Consider the following 16,514-nt stretch of genomic DNA (forward strand, 5'->3'; position numbering starts at 1 on the left):
TACTAGTTAGCCTTCCTGTTTCCGTACAACCCGGCGCCTACGGCGTGTCCCCTGTGACGATTGAGGCTTTTGTTGCTTTGCGACGACCGGTTGCTCTTTCTCAACGACCTGCTGAGCCACCGGTTGTACGACTCGTCCAGAAGCCAACTTCTTCACGGCGCGTCGTCGCCCCCGACGTGGGGTACCCGTCGCTACGGCTTCCGCAGCGACAGGTTGCTTGACCTCGGGTTCTGGTGCTTGAGTCTCCAGTTGCGGCGCCAGGCGCTTGACCACACGTCGGCGTCCGCGTTGCCGCTGAGTCTTTACACCAGCAGTATTTTCTTCGGGTTCCCGGACTGGATCTTCGGCAATCGTAGCGTAGTCCTCGGGCTTTGGTTCGTGATCCGAAACGGAGTTGCCTCGGGTTGCGCGACGTCGTCGAGGCGATGCCTTAAACGCAGCTAGGGCTTCGTCATAGGTCTCGGCCGGGCGGTAATCCGCACCCGAAGGTTCTTCGGGGTCTTGTTCATCCGCCGACGCTACTGCTTCTTCGGCAATCTGCTGGATGTCAAAGGTCGCTTCGTTCTTCGCCCGACGACGACCACGACGACGCGCTGGGGCCGGGCTGGATTCTTCGGGTTCGGTGTCGAGGACCACTACGGCGTCGGCAAGCTCCTCGATGGACTTCTTTGGCTCCTCGTGCTGCATCGCCACGACCAGCGGATGTTGTTTCGGATCATGCTCGGGATGGCTCGGCACGGTTGGGATAGTTTCGTGTTCGGCGCGCGAGCGCTTGCCGTAGACCGGGCGCTCCTCCACCTGCTCGATGGGATCGCTATGCACGATCAGGCCACGGCCAGCGCAGCATTCACACTCAGTAGCGAAGGTTTCCAGCAATCCGGTACCGAGCTTCTTGCGCGTTACCTGCACCAAGCCGAGGGAAGTCACTTCGGAGACTTGGTGGCGGGTTCGGTCCCGGCCGAGTGCTTCGGTGAGGCGACGCAGGACCAGGTCTTGGTTTTCTGGCAGCACCATATCGATGAAGTCGATCACGATCATGCCGCCCATGTCGCGCAGGCGCATCTGACGGACGATTTCTTCGGCTGCCTCGAGGTTGTTCTTGGTGACGGTTTCTTCGAGGTTGCCACCAGCACCGGTGAACTTGCCGGTGTTGACGTCAATCACAGTCATGGCTTCCGTGCGATCGATGACCAGGGTGCCTCCGGAAGGCAACCACACCTTGCGGGAAAGTGCCTTTTGGAGTTGCTCATCGATTCGGTACGCCTCAAAGGCGTCCACGCCGCCGTGCTCGGCAGCCTGGTACTTGACCACTCGATCAAGCAGATCAGGCGCAACTGACTTCACGTAGGCATGCACGGTGCTCCAGGAACGTCGACCATCGACGATGAGATGGTCAAAGTCCTCATTGAACAGGTCACGAACGACCTTAACCAGCATGTCCGGTTCCTCGTACATGGTCACCGGTTTCGCGCCCTTGGCGGATTTCTCCTCCGCGGTGCGCTGTTGGATCTGTTCCCACAGGTTATGCAGGCGGTTCACATCGGCTCTGATTTCCCGCTCGTGCACGCCTTCGGCTGCGGTGCGGATGATGGCGCCGCCATCGCCGGGGATGACCTCTTTGAGGATCTCCTTGAGGCGCTTGCGTTCTGTTTCTGGAAGCTTCCGGGAGATCCCAGCGGAACGACCACCTGGAACATAGACCAAGAAGCGGCCTGCGAGCGAGATTTGCGTCGTTAAGCGGGCACCCTTGTGCCCAACTGGGTCCTTAGAGACCTGCACGAGGACCTGGTCACCGGACTTGAGCGCCTGCTCAATCTTGCGGGAACGGCCACCGAGACCAGCGGACTTCCAATCCACCTCACCGGCGTAGAGCACGCCATTACGCCCCTTACCGATGTCGATGAATGCAGCCTCCATGCTCGGCAAGACATTCTGCACGCGACCGAGGTAGATGTTGCCCACCATGCTGGACTGGGTTTCAGACGTTACGAAATGCTCCACGAGCATCTCGTCTTCCAAAACGCCGACCTGAGTGACGTAGCCGTGGCCGTCGGAACGCTGCTTTTCGCGAACCACCATGGTTCGCTCGACCGATTCGCGTCGCGCGAGAAACTCAGCTTCAGAAACGATGTGACGCTTCTTGCGGGACTCCTCCCGACGCTCAGAACGGCGCCGGCGCTGCGCCTCCAGACGCGTGGACCCCTTGATCCCCATGGGTTCCTCGATGGTTTCCTCGTCAGTTGCGCCCTCCGAGGCCTCAAGGTCGCTATTATCGACGCCCGTCTCGCCGTCCTGCTGCGTCGAGCCTTTGCCACGCCCCCGGCCCCTACGCCCGCGTCGCTTCGAACGAGATGAGTTGTCATCTTCGTCTGAATTGTCCGCGAAATCATCATCTTCTGCTTCATCGGCAGAGATAACGAGTGGTTCCGGCGCCTGGAAAATCGGGGTAACAAAGGTAGTTTCTGCTGGTGGCGGGGTCACTTCAGGGACCACATCTTCCAGCAGCTCTGCGTCTTGTTCAGCAAGAGCGGCGGCGTGGAGGTCGATCGCGGCCAGTTGCTTCTCGACCTTCTCCTCAATCTGATGGATCTCGTTGGCGACGTTCTTTTCGACACGGCGTCGCAACGCATCGTCTTCAGAGTCTTCGGTGCTTTCGACGAATTCAGGCACTGTGTGTGGAGCCGGCTCCTCGACGAGTTTGGCAGCGCTCTTGGTGGCTTTTTTGGCTGCCTTTTTAGCGGCTTTCTTGGCGGGCTTCTTGGCGGGCTTCGTCTTCGGTTCTGGCGTTTCTGCCGGGTCAAGCACGTCCAGCACACGGTGCACTTCGTCGGTGCTCAGGTTGGATTGCGCGACTTTCACTAGACCCAGTTTGTCCAGCTCAGCGATGAGTTCCTTCGAGGTCAATCCTAGTTGTTTCGCCAGGATGTGAACTCGTGTTTTCTCACCGAGTTGCGCTCTATCAATTTTTGCCACAGTTTTCTCCCTGTGCTTTTGGTCGTCGTTACGGCCCGGGCGCTGGTACTTGGCTTATTTGCTGGCGGGGTACCGCCGCCACACAGGCCGCAACTCGAATCGTATGAAGCTTGTTCGACATCAGGGTCTCGCTCAGCGAATCTGCGAGGTTCTCAACCCATGCAGAGCGGGCGCGACCCAAACGTTAACCCCATTGTGTCACAGCTTGCCACCGTTGGCGTTGATAGGCGCAGTCAGTACACTAACGAACATGAGCTCCGAAAAGCCCAAATGGGTTCCCTATGTCCCCCTCGCCGCCACCGTTGGACTGACGAAATCAGGCCTGCTCAGCCCAGGGCTTATCGACGCTCCCCTTTGGATTTTCTTCCCCTTGCTCGCCCTATCCATCGTCGTATTAATCCCTGAGTTCCGACGCGGGACCCACAAGCAAGTAGATTGCTACCGGCCAGAGAACGTGGAGTACCCGCCATTTCCTTGGGTACGTGTCGCAGCCCCATGGTTAATACTGGCCGCCGGCGATGTTTCCCAAGCTTTCGGATTCTCTCTTGGCGGGACGATCTCACCTTGGGTACCTGCGGGAAGCTTGTTCTTGATAATCACAGTAGCGCTGACCTATTCCTTTACTCACCTCCAAGACGCCGCGATTCGTCAAGGACCACGACGTGCAAGAATGCTGGCAGCCCGCGGGCTAGAATCAGTGACCGCGCACCGAATAGACGTGATGAGCAAACATCGACAATTCGCGACCGGGCTTATCAACATGAACAGCTTCGACGGGACCCGCGCCCAAGCCCGTCTCGTAGCCAACTTCCAGCAACTGACAGCGACAGAAGTGCTAGACAAGGCTAAAGAACTCGAGTCGGTGGGCCTTGCAAAAATCTCTCCGATTATGTTCCCGGACGAACCCGAAAAGTGGTGGGTCGAGCTGACAGAGCTGGGAGTACGCACGCTCGCAGCGACGCAGCGGAGGTAGGTTTGGTTGCCTGCATGCCAATCTACGGGCTGTCATCCACTGGCTGTCATCTACGGTGCGCTAAATTGCACAAAACCGCCCCGAATCCAGCAAATCCGGCACTTTCACGCACCCTCGATGACAAACCACCTACATGCCACCCACGACAAACCAAAAATCCGCCCGACTAGCTACTGCCAGTCGGGCGGACTCTCCTCAAGCGCAGATTAGAGGTTAGGGAACCAGATTCCAATTTCGCGCTCTGCAGATTCTGGGGAGTCAGAGCCGTGAACGACGTTCTCGCCAACGGTCAGTGCAAAGTCGCCACGGATGGTGCCAGGAGTTGCCTTAGAAACAGGATCGGTGCCACCTGCGAGCTGACGCCAAGCGTCGATGGCGCGCTCGCCTTCAACGATGCCGGCAACCAGCGGAGCGGAGGTGATGAAGGAGACCAGTTCACCAAAGAATGGCTTATCAGCATGCTCGGCGTAGTGCTTTTCAGCGGTTTTCTTGTCTGCAACACGCAAATCCATAGCGACGAGCTTCAGCCCCTTGCGCTCGATACGAGCGATGATTTCGCCTACATGGCCATTGGCAACGCCGTCTGGCTTGATCAAAATGAGAGTACGTTCAGTCATATTTGCCATTGTACGGCATGTTTGACCACACGCCCGGTTACCCCCGTTTATGCAATACTTTTTCGCTTCTAAGTAAAAAGGGAACTTTCGTTCTTTGAAGATCTTAACCATCGGTTACATGCTGACATATAAACATTGATTACTACTGTTAGATTGGCATTTTTCCCACAAAAAGGTAAACGGTAGGTAAACAACTGCCCCATCTCGGGGCAACAGAACAAAATACCACCAGCCCCACCCCTCCCACAGGTAACAAGCTGGCAATTCCCTCACTAAAGTCTGACCAGAATTTCCTTGCTTCCAGATTGCGGACAGGCAACGCTTAAAGAGTCATTAAGACAATCGATGCCGATTTGCACGCACCTCCACGGACACCGAATCAGTATCTTCACACCCACATTCACATCAGAAGGAGGCTCCACAGTGAAGCTCACCACCTCGTTCGGTAGCGTTCTCGCCGCCGGCGCATTGATTTTGGGATTGGCAGTTCCAGCGCAAGCTGCCACCACCGTAGACACCTACCCGGAGACTCCTAAGCTGAATCCGCAGCTGCCACTCGTGCACACCCTGCACGGCTCGGACTCTATCAAGGCAAACATCCACAATCCGTACCCGGTTTGTAACGCTTGGGAAGACTACCGCACCGTAGCCTACAAGGTCACCGATTCCTTCACCCCGGCTGGCACGGTTTCTACCACCAACTACACCAAGGACGACATCAACCTGGAGCAGTCGCTGTCCAAGACTCAGGCGATCAAGCTGAACGTCCAGGGCGACCAAACCTCCACCGTCAGCGCTAATGCTGGCTACTCCGAGAAGGGCGCTTCCTTCGGCATCGCCGCTTCCTTCGCTCAGAAGATCGGCCTGTCGGCGTCCTACGAACTGTCTTGGCAGGTCGGCCAGAAGATCGGTCCTTACAAGGTTCCTGCAGGCCACACCGGTGAGGCTAGCTACGGCTTCCGTGCCGTAACCTTCTCCGGCACCCAGCAGTACTGCAAGCTGGACGGAACCTGGTCCAACCCAACCCCATGGGTGGCCCTGGTCCCAGTGAAGAATGAAGTTCAGGTCCGCACTTACGACACCTTGACCGGCGCACACCCAGGCATCAACCCTGCTGAGCTTACCGACGAGCACGAGACGGCTCCTGTCGATCCAGAAACCCACGAGACGGTCGATGCTGCCGACCCAACCCCTGAGGAAGTTCAGGACCTCACCGGCGTTACCCCTGAGGCTCCAGTCGAGCTGAACACGACGCACGACATCGCACCTCACTTCACTGTTTCTAGCGCAAAGGCTGCTGGTTATGCTGGCGTTGTTGCGGTCAAGCTGCGCAACGAAGGCTCCAAGCGCTACTTCAACGAAAACGGTGTCACTACCTTCCGCGTTGATATCAAGACTGCTGATGGTCCTCAGGAAGTTGACCGCCCGATCTCCGGCTACGGAAAGAATGGCGCACACATCCGCGACCTCGGCTACGACCGCGCAAAGTCGACCCGCACCTTCGAGATCACCCTGTCCAACCCGGTTGAGGTCGGCGATGATCAGACCGTGGCTACCCTCCACTTCGGCGACGGCAACACCAAGCTCGGCCGCTTGAAGAACAACATCGTTATCACCCAGACCACTCGTCTGGCTGACGACAACTCCACCAACAATGACCAGAACGTCGACTCTCGTTCTGCCACCCAAGATGATTTCGGCAACGACATCGAGGGCCTCTTCTAAGCAATAAGTGCTACAACCCAACAAGCGGGTGTGATCTGGAGAAAAACCAGGTCACACCCGCTTGGTGTATTTATGGCTACGCGGCGTCGACAAGCTGGCGGGCAGTGAGCAGATCAGCGTCGCGGTACCACAAGCGAACCTGCTTGATGGCGGCTATCTCCTGCCCACGTGCTTTCATGTCCCGGATCGTCGCTAGTTGCTCATCGTCTAAGACAATGGGGTTTCGCTGCAGGCGCTGTTCGCGAGCCCGCTTCTGCATCCCGGTGAAAAGCCTTCCCCCGGCGAGGACGATCAGCAAGACCGGCACCCACCATGGGTTGCCGGCAAACTTCGTGTAAACCGCCGCTAGTGCGAAAACCGCTGCCAGGAAAAAGTCGAGATTGCGCATGGCACAAATCCTACTAAGCTGGACCCATGACTGCAGTTGAAATCCTCACTCCTCGCGATGTTCCCCTAGGCGGGCCGCGCGCCATGACCGTCCGCCGCACCCTGCCACAGCGCCAACGTTCCCTCATCGGCGCATGGTGCTTCATTGACCATTTCGGCCCCGACCGGCAGCGCATGGACGTCGCCAGCCACCCCCACACCGGCCTCCAAACCGTAACCTGGCTTTTCGACGGCACCATCAAACACCACGACTCGGGCGGATTCCACGCCACGGTTTACCCAGGCGAAGTCAACCTCATGACCGCAGGAAACGGCATTTGCCATACGGAAGTTTCCATATCCGAAACCCTCCACGGCGTGCAACTGTGGACGGTACTACCGGACTCAGATCGCTTTAGCGCACCACGAAAGCTCGACCATCATCGACCCGAGCCACGCGCGATCACGGGAGCAGTGGTACGCGAGTTTATCGGCGGTCCCTCCCCCATCGAGACCTTTTCAGGGCTAGTGGGCACCGAAATTCTCCTCGAGCCGGGCGCAGACATCGAATACCAGCTCAACCCCGAGTTCGAACACGGCTACCTGCTTGATTCCGGAGATCTGACTGTCGGTGACACCTCAATTCCACTCCATGCTCTGGGCTACACCGGGATTGGGGAAGCATCAGTACGACTGCGCTCCGAGGAAGGCGCCCGCGTGGTCCTGATCGGTGGCGAGCCACTGGGCGAAGAAATCGTGATGTTCTGGAACTTCATCGGCCGCAGCTACGAAGAAATCGAGGCGTTCCGAGCTGCTTGGGAGGCGGAATCCGAGCAGTTTGGCGAGGTCGAAGGATACGAAGGTAACGGGCCACGTCGCCTGCCAGCCCCTGCACTGCCAAATGCACAGATCAAGCCACGCAAGAACCCACCACCCGTAGCGCAACCATAGTCCTTACATTTGGGCTCGCTGTTGCTGGTTGGGTGTCGCGCCCCCCAGGTTTCAGCGAGCCGCTTAGGGCTTCGGAGCGCTTAGGGCTTCGGAGCGCTTCGGGGTTCGGGGTGCTTCGGGGTTCGGAGCGCTTCGGGGTTCGGGGTGCTTCGGGGTTCGGGGTGCTTCGGGGTTCGGGGTGCTTCTTACCGCGACCAATTTGTGCTGCAGACCTGCTATGTCGTCCCCTCGCGGTAGTCGGACGAGGGTGTCAGATGGTTTGTGTGTGGGGTTCCACCACATAGTCCGAAGGATGAACCATTATGACACCTATGTCTCCGAAGAAGCATCAGGATGCCGATCAAGTTAAAGCTGTTTCCAATAGGATCATGGCGAGCCCGGAATTATCGACACTGATCGGTGAGCTAGCCCAGGCTGCCGATGGCGACATCAACGCGCTTGTTCGTGGTGTGCTGCAGTCATCGATCAACAGCGGGCTGGCCGCTGAAATGGATGCCCACCTGGGTTATGAATCCGGTGACCGTACGGCAAAGGCCACTGCTGGGCAGACGAACCATCGCAATGGTAGTTATTCAAAAACAGTCGACACGAACTACGGGCCGATCGATATTGATGTGCCCCGGGATCGTGATGGGTCGTTTATCCCGCGAATGGTTCCCAAAGGCGCCCGCCGGATTACAGAGCTGGATGACATGATCGTGTCGTTGTATGCCGGCGGCATGACGATTAGGGATATCCAGCACCATATCCACACGTCCTATGGGGTGGATATGTCCCATGAGACGATCAGCAACGTCACCGATAGCGTGCTGGATGCCGTCATGCAGTGGCAGCACCGCAAGCTGGATGCGTTTTATCCCATCATGTTTTTAGATGCCATCCGTATCAACGTCCGCGACGGTGGCAGAGTCGTTAACAAGGCTGCCCACATTGCTGTAGGCATTGACCTCGACGGAATCAAACACATCCTCGGCATCTGGGTTGCCGCCAATGAGGGTGCATCGTTTTGGTCAGGGGTATGCGCTGAACTGGCTAATCGTGGAATTGAAGACGTCTTCATCGTTGCCTGCGACGGGCTGAAAGGTCTGCCGGAAGCTATTGAAGCGACCTGGCCGCACTCGCTGGTGCAGACCTGTGTGGTGCATCTGATCCGTAACGCCAACAAATACGTCGCCTACGGTGACCGCAAAGCCGTCTCCGCCGCGCTGAGAGAGGTCTACACGGCAGTCAATGAGACCGAAGCACGCAGCGCGCTTAACCGGTTTGCTGACAGTGACCTCGGTAAGAAATACCCACAATCTGTCTTGGTATGGGAACGCGCCTGGGAGAGGTTTGTACCGTTTCTGCAGTTCACTCCTCAGGTGCGGAAAATGATCTACACGACCAACGCGATCGAATCACTTAATAGTGAACTGCGTAAAGCCACCCGCAATCGCATCCAGTTCCCCAACGATATCGCTGCTGTAAAAGCGCTGTGGTTGACGATCTGCACGATCGAAGACAAACGAGCACTCAAGCGTGCAAAGAAAGCGAAAGGGGCACCGAAACCAGATAAATCAGGACGCATAATCGAAGGGAGAACAACCGTCGGCTGGATGGAAGCACTCAACCAAATGATCGTCGCCTACCCCGACCGATTCGCCCCATACATCTAGCAACCAAACCACCACACACAAAAAACTTGACACGCCCTAGTCGGACTACACCGAAGCCCTATTTTTGGCGATATTTTGCCGTTCTGCGTAGTCCGACTACCGCGAGGGGACGACATAGAGCTTCTAAAGCCCTAGGTCAAGCGCCCACCCACAGCCGCACATCGAATACAGCCACACATCGACCCCCGCCACATGAGCGCCCTCGTCGGGATTACCCCATCAGGTCAAAAATTCCTCTGATCAGGCAATTCCGGCCTCGCCTAGGTGTGCTGTGTGGTTAGCAACCCGCGGCGCATCCGCTCGATGAGATTCTTTCGCAGGATGAGGATGTAGAACCAAACGGCAGCGAAGATCAAGCCCATGATCCCCGCGGAATAATGCACGAAGAATCCGCCGACAACAGCGATGACCTGCAGCGCGATATTCACGGGCAACGCGTAGGGCTGCTTCTGCACAAAGGCCCAAAGAAAGTGGAATACACCCAAAACGGTGACAAACACCCAGTTGAAGGTGGTCCAGTGTTCGCCCGAATCAACTTTGGCGATCACGGTAAGAATGAGCAGCAGGGCGATAGATTCCAGCACGAGGGTGCCAGCCATGACACCTCGTAGTCCCTTCATGGGGTCTTTCGCCGGGGCGTGTCCAGGGCCGAGTGGGCCGTATTCGACGTCTTTGCTCATGCTGGGTCCTTTCCGAAAAGTGCTCGGGCTTCGCCGGCAGTCACGACCGAACCCGTAATGATAACGCCTGATCCGGACATCGGTCCGTCGGTGTCTTCGGCCAACTCTACTGCGAGCTCGATCGCGTCCGGTAGACGCGGAGCAACGTGGACGCGTTCCTCGCCGAAAATTTCGCGCGCGATGTCTGCCAGCTCGTAGCAATCCAATGCCCGCGGAGACGTGTTTTGGGTTATCACGATGTCGTTAAGGTATGGCTCGAGTTCGGTAATCACGCCGCGGACGTCCTTGTCTGCGAGCACCGAAACCACACCGACCAACCGAGCGAAGTTGAAGTCGCGGGCGAGCGCTTGCCCCAGTGCGCGGGCGCCGTGCGGGTTGTGAGCGGCATCGATAAAAGTGGTAGGTGTTGCACGGACCCGCTCCAGGCGACCTGGGGATTCAACCTGTGCGAAGCCCGCCCGCACAGTCTCGAGGTCCAACTGGCGGCCGGAGCCGGCACCGAAGAACGCCTCCACTGCGGCCAAAGCGACCGCGGCGTTGCGTGCTTGGTGCTCGCCGGAAAGGGGTAGGAAGATGTCTTCGTAAACACCGCCGAGGCCACGCAGAGTAATTTGCTGGCCACCGACGGCGATGCTGCTGGATATCACGCCAAATTCGGAACCTGCGCGGGCCACCGCGGCGTCGACCGAGATCGCTTTCTCCAGGATCACTTGGGCGGCTTCCGGCTCTTGCTCGGCCATGACCACAACATTGTCTGGTGGGGTGAGCAGGTCGTCTGCGTCCCACCGCGACTTAATAATGCCGGCCTTTTCGGCAGCGATTTCCGCGAGAGTGTCCCCCAAGATCCCGGTGTGGTCGAGGCCGATCGGCGTAATCACGTTGACGTCAGCGTTGATGACATTCGTGGCATCCCAACGTCCACCCAGTCCTACTTCCACCACTGCGACCTCCACGGGTGCGTCGGCAAAAGCGGCGTAGGCCATCGCCACTAGGATCTCGAATTTCGACATTGGTACCGACGCCCGCGCGTCAACCATCTCAACATACGGTTTGATTTCTTCCCAGGTGCGCACATAATCCCGCGGGTGAATCGGCTGCCCGTCGATAGCTATCCGCTCGGTGACGAGCTGCAGGTGTGGGCTGGTGGTCCGGCCGGTGCGCCGGTGGAAGGCCCGCATGAGGGCCTCGATCATGCGCACTGTCGACGTTTTCCCGTTCGTCCCCGCAACGTGGATTGCAGGGAAAGACCGTTCGGGGTTGCCGAGCAGATCCATGAGCATTTCGATCCGCTCCAGCGAAGGATCGATCTGGGTCTCGTTCCAGCGCTGGTCCAACTCGGATTCGACCTCGGCCAAGGCCGCCAGATCCTCTGCCGTGATCTCCGCAGGCGCGGGCGCGTTGGTGGGGCCGGCGGCGTCGATAGGCAGGGTTAGCCCGGTTTCTTCAAGGGATACTTCCCCGAAATCCTTGTGCATGGTTAGCTAAGCTCCTGCAGGCGGGCGGTGATCCGATCGAATTCCTCTTGTGCGATCTGCTGACGCTGCTTGATCTTTTCCACCACCGCGTCCGGCGCCTTAGCGAGGAATGCCTCATTACCCAGCTTCTTCGCCGTCGTCTCGAGCTCCTTCTCCGCAGTCTTCAGGTCCTTTTCGAGGCGCTTGCGTTCCGCAGCGAGGTCAACGGTTCCAGAAGTATCCAGTTCCACCTCGGTGGTCCCGTGGCTGAGGCGGATCTCAATGCTTGCGCTTGGTTGGAAGTCCGCTGGCTTCTCGACGCGTGCGAGGGTCCGAATCGTGTCCTCCAAGCCCACGAGGTCGCCGAATTCGAGGCGGGCCGGCACCCATTGCGATGGCTTCACGCCTTGGTCCGAACGGAAGCGACGGATCTCGGTGATGAGTTTTTGGGCATCTGCAATGCGACGACGTGCGTCTTCATCAGTTACTTCGCCGCCATTAGTCATCTCCTTGGTTGGCCATTCGGCGATGACGAGGGACTCGCCGTCGGTCAGGGCTTTCCAGAGGGTTTCGGTGACGAACGGCATCGCTGGGTGGAGCATGCGCAGGACAGCATCGAGCACGCGACCGAGGACGAGCTTGGTGTTTTCCCCTTGTTCGCTGTTGCCTTCGCGCGGGATTTGAACCTTGGCAATTTCGAGGTACCAGTCACAGAGCTCATCCCAAGCGAAGTGGAACAGCAGCTCGTTCGCCTTGGCGAATTGGTAGCGGTCGAGGTAGTCGTCGACCTGTGCGCGGACTTCTTCGAGGCGGTCGAGGATCCACTTGTCGGCGTCGCTAAGCTGGGCACGCTCTGGCAGGCCACCGACGACAGCGCCATTCATCAGGGCGAATTTGGTGGCGTTGAACAGCTTGGTGGCGAAGTTACGCGAGCTTTGCGCGGCGTCCTCGCCGACGGGGAGGTCGACACCCGGGTTAGCGCCGCGGGCCAGGGTGAAGCGGAGAGCGTCGGCGCCGTAGCGCTCCACCCAATCCATCGGGTCAATGCCATTGCCGAGAGATTTCGACATCTTGCGGCCCTGCTCGTCGCGGACCAGGCCGTGGAGGAAGATGTCGGTGAATGGTACTTGCTTGGTGCCGAAGGTACCGAACATCATCATGCGAGCTACCCAGAAGAACAGGATGTCATAGGCGGTGACCAGCACCGACGTGGGGTAGAACTTGTCGAGTTCAGGTGAGCCCTCCGGCCAGCCCATCGTGGAAAATGGCCACAGTGCAGAGGAGAACCAGGTGTCCAGGACGTCTTCGTCTTGGACGTATCCTGCTGGTGCTTCCTCACCTGGCCCAACGCAGACGACTTCCCCTTCCGGCCCGTACCAAATCGGGATACGGTGGCCCCACCACAGCTGGCGGGAAATTGTCCAGTCGTGCATGTCATCGACCCAGTCGAAGTAGCGAGGTTCGAGGTTCGTTGGGTGAATCTTGGTCTCGCCGGTGCGAACTGCGTCGCCAGCCATCTGGGCGAGCTCGTCGACCTTCACGAACCACTGCAGGGACAGGCGCGGTTCAATGGGCTCGCCGGAACGCTCGGAGTGACCCACGGAGTGCAGGTATGGACGGACCTCCTTAACGATGCGTCCCTGCTCAGCCAGCGCTTCGCGGATCTTGACGCGGGCTTCGAAACGATCCATGCCGTCGAATTGAGTGCCGGTGTCGGCGATGTGGCCGGTGGCGTCCATGATGGTGGGCATCGGCAGGTCATGGCGCTGGCCGAGAGCGTAGTCATTCGGGTCATGCGCTGGGGTGATCTTCACGGCACCGGTGCCGAACTCGGGATCCACGTAAGTATCTGCGACAATGACCATTTCCCGGTCCGCGATGAATGGGTGCTTGAGTCGCTTGCCCACGAGGTCCTTGTAGCGCTCGTCATCTGGGTGGACGGCGACTGCGACGTCGCCAAGCATCGTCTCGACGCGGGTGGTGGCCACGATGACGTGGTCGCCTTCTGGATCGCCGTAGAGGATGGAGACGAGCTCGCCTTCAACGTCCTTGTACACAACCTCAATGTCGGAGACAGCAGTCTCGAGCACTGGAGACCAGTTGACCAGGCGATTCGCGCGGTAAATCATGCCCTGGTCATAGAGCTGCTTAAAGATGGTCTGGACAGCGTTGGACAGGCCCTCGTCCAGCGTGAAACGCTCGCGGGACCAGTCAACGCCGGAACCAATGGCGCGCATCTGGTCAGTGATCTTGCCACCGTATTCGCGCTTCCACTCCCAGACCTTCTCGATGAATTCCTCGCGCTCATAGTCCCAGCGCTTCTTGCCTTCCTTCTCCCGCAGCATAGCCTCAACCTTGGTCTGAGTGGCGATACCCGCGTGGTCCATGCCCGGCAACCAAAGGACCTCAAAGCCCTGCATACGCTTGCGACGCGTGATGGCGTCGATAAGGGTGTTGTTGAGCGCATGACCCATGTGGAGCTGGCCCGTCACATTCGGCGGCGGAAGCATGACGGAAAATGGCTGCTTGTCGCTGTTTGGATCAGCGGTGAAGTAGCCCTTTTCTACCCAACCCTCGTACAGGCCCTTTTCGACGGCCTTCGGGTCCCAGCTCTTTGGAAGTTTGTCCGCGCGATTAGTCATGGTGACTATCTTAACGCGGGACGTGTTGAGGCTTCGCAGCGGTCGAAGGGCCGGTGCGTAGCAATCATTTCGGGCGAATGATTGCTACGCGGTCCTCGGACATTTCATCAGCAAGCAGATCTGCTATCGCGTAGTTTCTTATATCTCTCGAATGATCGCTACACGAGCTATACCCCGAGGACCAGAAATTCCACCTAACAAGACAGTTCTCTGGCTTATCGATGTCCGTCCCCTCCGCTAGATGGAAATCCTTGGATGCCGTATGTTAATGAAGCTATGAACTCGATGTCTGATTACGAATCGGCTGCTTGGCAGCGCCTGATTGAAGAAGCCAACGGAGCTAACACGAAGGCAAACCGAAAGCTCCTTAAAGTTCCCGATAAAATACAGACAAAAACGAAGGAAGTTGGAAGTTTCGTAGGCACTAAGTCTCAAGCTGCCATTCAGAAGATTCCGGGAGCTCAACAGGGTGTCGAAGTGACCTCGGAGCTTCTTGCCCAAGCGATGCAAAAGGCCATGGAGGGCTTGCACTCCGTCACAGTTGACTTCGGTATGAATTCGATTGACACGGGCAAAGTAGTAGAACGACTCAACAAAAAAGGTGCGAAAATCGAGTCATTTGACGAGATTCGCACCCTTGATCTGCGCATCTGCGACCGCGCCACGTCTAACTCAAAGCAGTTGTACTCTCTGGCTGGCATCGCTGAGGGCGCAGCCTCTTCTCTCGTGGTGTCTGGTCTCACGGTTAGTTCAACGGTTTCTGGTGGCACCACAGCCGCCGTTGCGATTGGTGCGGTCGCTACGGATACTGTGGCCGTTTTGACTGGCATGGGACGAATCGTCGCAAGTGTGGCGGCGCATTACGGTTACGACGTGAAGGAGCCAGAAGAAGCAGCGTTTGCTGCTGGTGTCCTTTCATATTCAACAGCATCCGGGAGCGCGGAAAAGGCTGCTTCACTGGCAGCTCTTTCACGGCTGACTCAACAAATGATGCGCAATCCAACTTGGAATCAACTTTCAAGTAATCTCATGGTTCAAGTTCTCAAGCAGGTGTACAAGCTGCTCGGAATGAACCTCACCAAGCGCAAGCTCGCTCAAGCAGTACCTGTTCTTGGAGTCGTCATCAACGGCGGATTGAATGCAAAGATGGCCCAAGATACTTTCCATCGCGCCCACACTTCATACCGTCTTCGGTTCCTCACGGAGAAATACGGCCTTGATCCTGCAGAATGGGCTCCGAAGGTCGACGATCCCGCCACCGACATTCCGCTCATCGATGAAATCATCGAAGCCGAAATCGTAGAGGCGGACTAGCTTTTTCAACGCTCCCCGCCGAACCCGCAAGGCGAAATCCCCCTCCAAGCAGACGCAAAAGCGCCCCGCACAAAGGCGGGGCGCACTGCAGTGAAAAATTAACCGAGCAGGTCCTTCACGGCTTCGCGTTCTTCCTGAAGTTCGGCCACGTTGGCGTCGATAAGCTTACGCTGGAAGTCGGAAATCTCCAGGCCTTCCACGACCTTCCACTCGCCCGCTTCGGCGTAGGTTGGCAGGCCCACGATGATGCCTTCTGGGATGCCGTATGCGCCGGTGGATGGGATCGCGGCGGAAACCCACTGGTCGGTGCCGTTGATCCAGTCATGCATGTGGTCTATCGCTGCGGAGGCAGCGGAGGCAGCGGAGGACTTGCCGCGAACCTCGATGATTTCCGCACCACGCTTTGCGACGCGTGGGATGAATTCATTCTCGTACCAGGCAGAATCTACCAGCTCAGTGACTGGCTTGCCCTCGCACAGTGCGTAGGTGATGTCTGGGAACTGGGTGGCGGAGTGGTTGCCCCAGACGACCATCTTCTCAAAGTCGGTGGAGTCCTTCTCCAGCTTGGTGGCCAGCTGAGACAGAGCACGGTTGTGGTCCAGACGCATGAGCGCGGAGAAACGAGAAGCCGGCACATCTGGGGCAGCGGACTGAGCAATCAGCGCGTTGGTGTTGGCTGGGTTACCCACGACGACAACGCGAATGTCATCGGCGGCATGATCGTTGATGGCCTTGCCCTGTGGGCCGAAAATTTTGCCGTTGTTCGCCAGGAGGTCGGCACGCTCCTCACCCTTGCCGCGAGGCTTTGCGCCGACGAGGAAAGCTGCGGACGCACCATCAAAAGCCTCCGCTGCGGAGGACGTGATACGGATGTTTTTCACCAGCGGGAATGCGGAGTCAAGCAGCTCCATCGCGACACCTTCGGTGGCACCCAGAGCGGATTCAATTTCTAGAAGGTTGAGTTCGACCGGGACATCTTTGCCATAAACATCGCCATTAGCGATGCGCCACAGCAGTGAGTAAGCAATATTGCCAGCAGCACCAGTGACTGTTACTTTCTTTGCAGTCGACATGAGTGTTCCTTTCGTCGGGGATAACAGCTCCTAAGCACCACCCTAGTGACATTCACCGGCCTGCACCGGCCAAGTTAAAAAGTGGTCCACC

12 protein-coding genes are annotated in these 16,514 nt (G+C 57.9%); 5 read left to right on the plus strand and 7 right to left on the minus strand.

The genetic code is table 11. The annotated features are described in order from the left end of the window. Positions 1-6 precede the first annotated feature (6 nt). Positions 7-2,973, minus strand: coding sequence for a translation initiation factor IF-2 N-terminal domain-containing protein (locus CEPID_RS09350; protein WP_052843492.1), 2,967 nt, complete (start codon positions 2,971-2,973; stop codon positions 7-9). Positions 2,974-3,223: 250 nt separating this feature from the next. On the opposite strand from CEPID_RS09350, the gene CEPID_RS09355 reads away from it, so the two are divergent. Continuing rightward, positions 3,224-3,946, plus strand: a complete 723-nt coding sequence (locus tag CEPID_RS09355; RefSeq protein WP_047240749.1) for a hypothetical protein — start codon at positions 3,224-3,226, stop codon at positions 3,944-3,946. 206 nt (positions 3,947-4,152) lie between these two features. Here CEPID_RS09355 and ndk read toward each other — a convergent pair whose 3' ends face one another. Next, a complete protein-coding gene (gene ndk, locus CEPID_RS09360) occupies positions 4,153-4,563 on the minus strand; it encodes a nucleoside-diphosphate kinase (protein ID WP_047240750.1) in 411 nt (136 codons plus the stop codon). Between the two features lie 423 nt (positions 4,564-4,986). Here ndk and CEPID_RS09365 point away from each other — a divergent pair, with 423 nt between their 5' ends. After that, positions 4,987-6,288, plus strand: coding sequence for a hypothetical protein (locus CEPID_RS09365; RefSeq protein ID WP_047240751.1), 1,302 nt, complete (start codon positions 4,987-4,989; stop codon positions 6,286-6,288). Between the two features lie 76 nt (positions 6,289-6,364). Here the strand turns inward: CEPID_RS09365 and CEPID_RS09370 are convergent, their stop codons facing one another. Further along, on the minus strand, positions 6,365-6,676 hold the full coding sequence (locus CEPID_RS09370) for a hypothetical protein (protein ID WP_047240752.1): 312 nt from the start codon (positions 6,674-6,676) through the stop codon (positions 6,365-6,367). Between the two features lie 26 nt (positions 6,677-6,702). Between CEPID_RS09370 and CEPID_RS09375 the strand changes: the two genes are divergently transcribed. Continuing rightward, positions 6,703-7,605, plus strand: a complete 903-nt coding sequence (locus tag CEPID_RS09375; RefSeq protein WP_047240753.1) for a pirin family protein — start codon at positions 6,703-6,705, stop codon at positions 7,603-7,605. A 302-nt stretch (positions 7,606-7,907) separates the two neighbouring features. Then, positions 7,908-9,260 carry an IS256 family transposase gene (locus CEPID_RS09380; RefSeq protein ID WP_047240754.1) on the plus strand — a complete coding sequence of 451 codons (1,353 nt, stop codon included), beginning with the start codon at positions 7,908-7,910 and terminating at the stop codon, positions 9,258-9,260. 260 nt (positions 9,261-9,520) lie between these two features. On the opposite strand, the gene CEPID_RS09385 is transcribed toward CEPID_RS09380, so the two are convergent. The 3 genes from CEPID_RS09385 to CEPID_RS09395 are packed head-to-tail and all read right to left on the minus strand — an operon-like array spanning position 9,521 to position 14,036. After that, a complete protein-coding gene (locus CEPID_RS09385) occupies positions 9,521-9,940 on the minus strand; it encodes a DUF4233 domain-containing protein (protein ID WP_047240755.1) in 420 nt (139 codons plus the stop codon). Continuing rightward, positions 9,937-11,415, minus strand: coding sequence for a bifunctional tetrahydrofolate synthase/dihydrofolate synthase (gene folC / locus CEPID_RS09390; protein ID WP_047240756.1), 1,479 nt, complete (start codon positions 11,413-11,415; stop codon positions 9,937-9,939). Before folC ends, CEPID_RS09385 begins: the two co-directional genes overlap by 4 nt. Before the next feature lie 2 nt (positions 11,416-11,417). After that, entirely contained in the window at positions 11,418-14,036 is a 2,619-nt protein-coding gene (locus CEPID_RS09395; protein WP_047240757.1) for a valine--tRNA ligase, read from the minus strand. Positions 14,037-14,321: 285 nt separating this feature from the next. Between CEPID_RS09395 and CEPID_RS09400 the strand changes: the two genes are divergently transcribed. Further along, a complete protein-coding gene (locus tag CEPID_RS09400; protein WP_158408039.1) occupies positions 14,322-15,350 on the plus strand; it encodes an EcsC family protein in 1,029 nt (342 codons plus the stop codon). Positions 15,351-15,448: 98 nt separating this feature from the next. Here CEPID_RS09400 and CEPID_RS09405 read toward each other — a convergent pair whose 3' ends face one another. Then, positions 15,449-16,423, minus strand: a complete 975-nt coding sequence (locus CEPID_RS09405; protein WP_047240759.1) for a malate dehydrogenase — start codon at positions 16,421-16,423, stop codon at positions 15,449-15,451. Positions 16,424-16,514 lie beyond the last annotated feature (91 nt).

It is taken from the genome of Corynebacterium epidermidicanis (assembly GCF_001021025.1).
Classification (GTDB): Bacteria; Actinomycetota; Actinomycetes; order Mycobacteriales; family Mycobacteriaceae; genus Corynebacterium; species Corynebacterium epidermidicanis.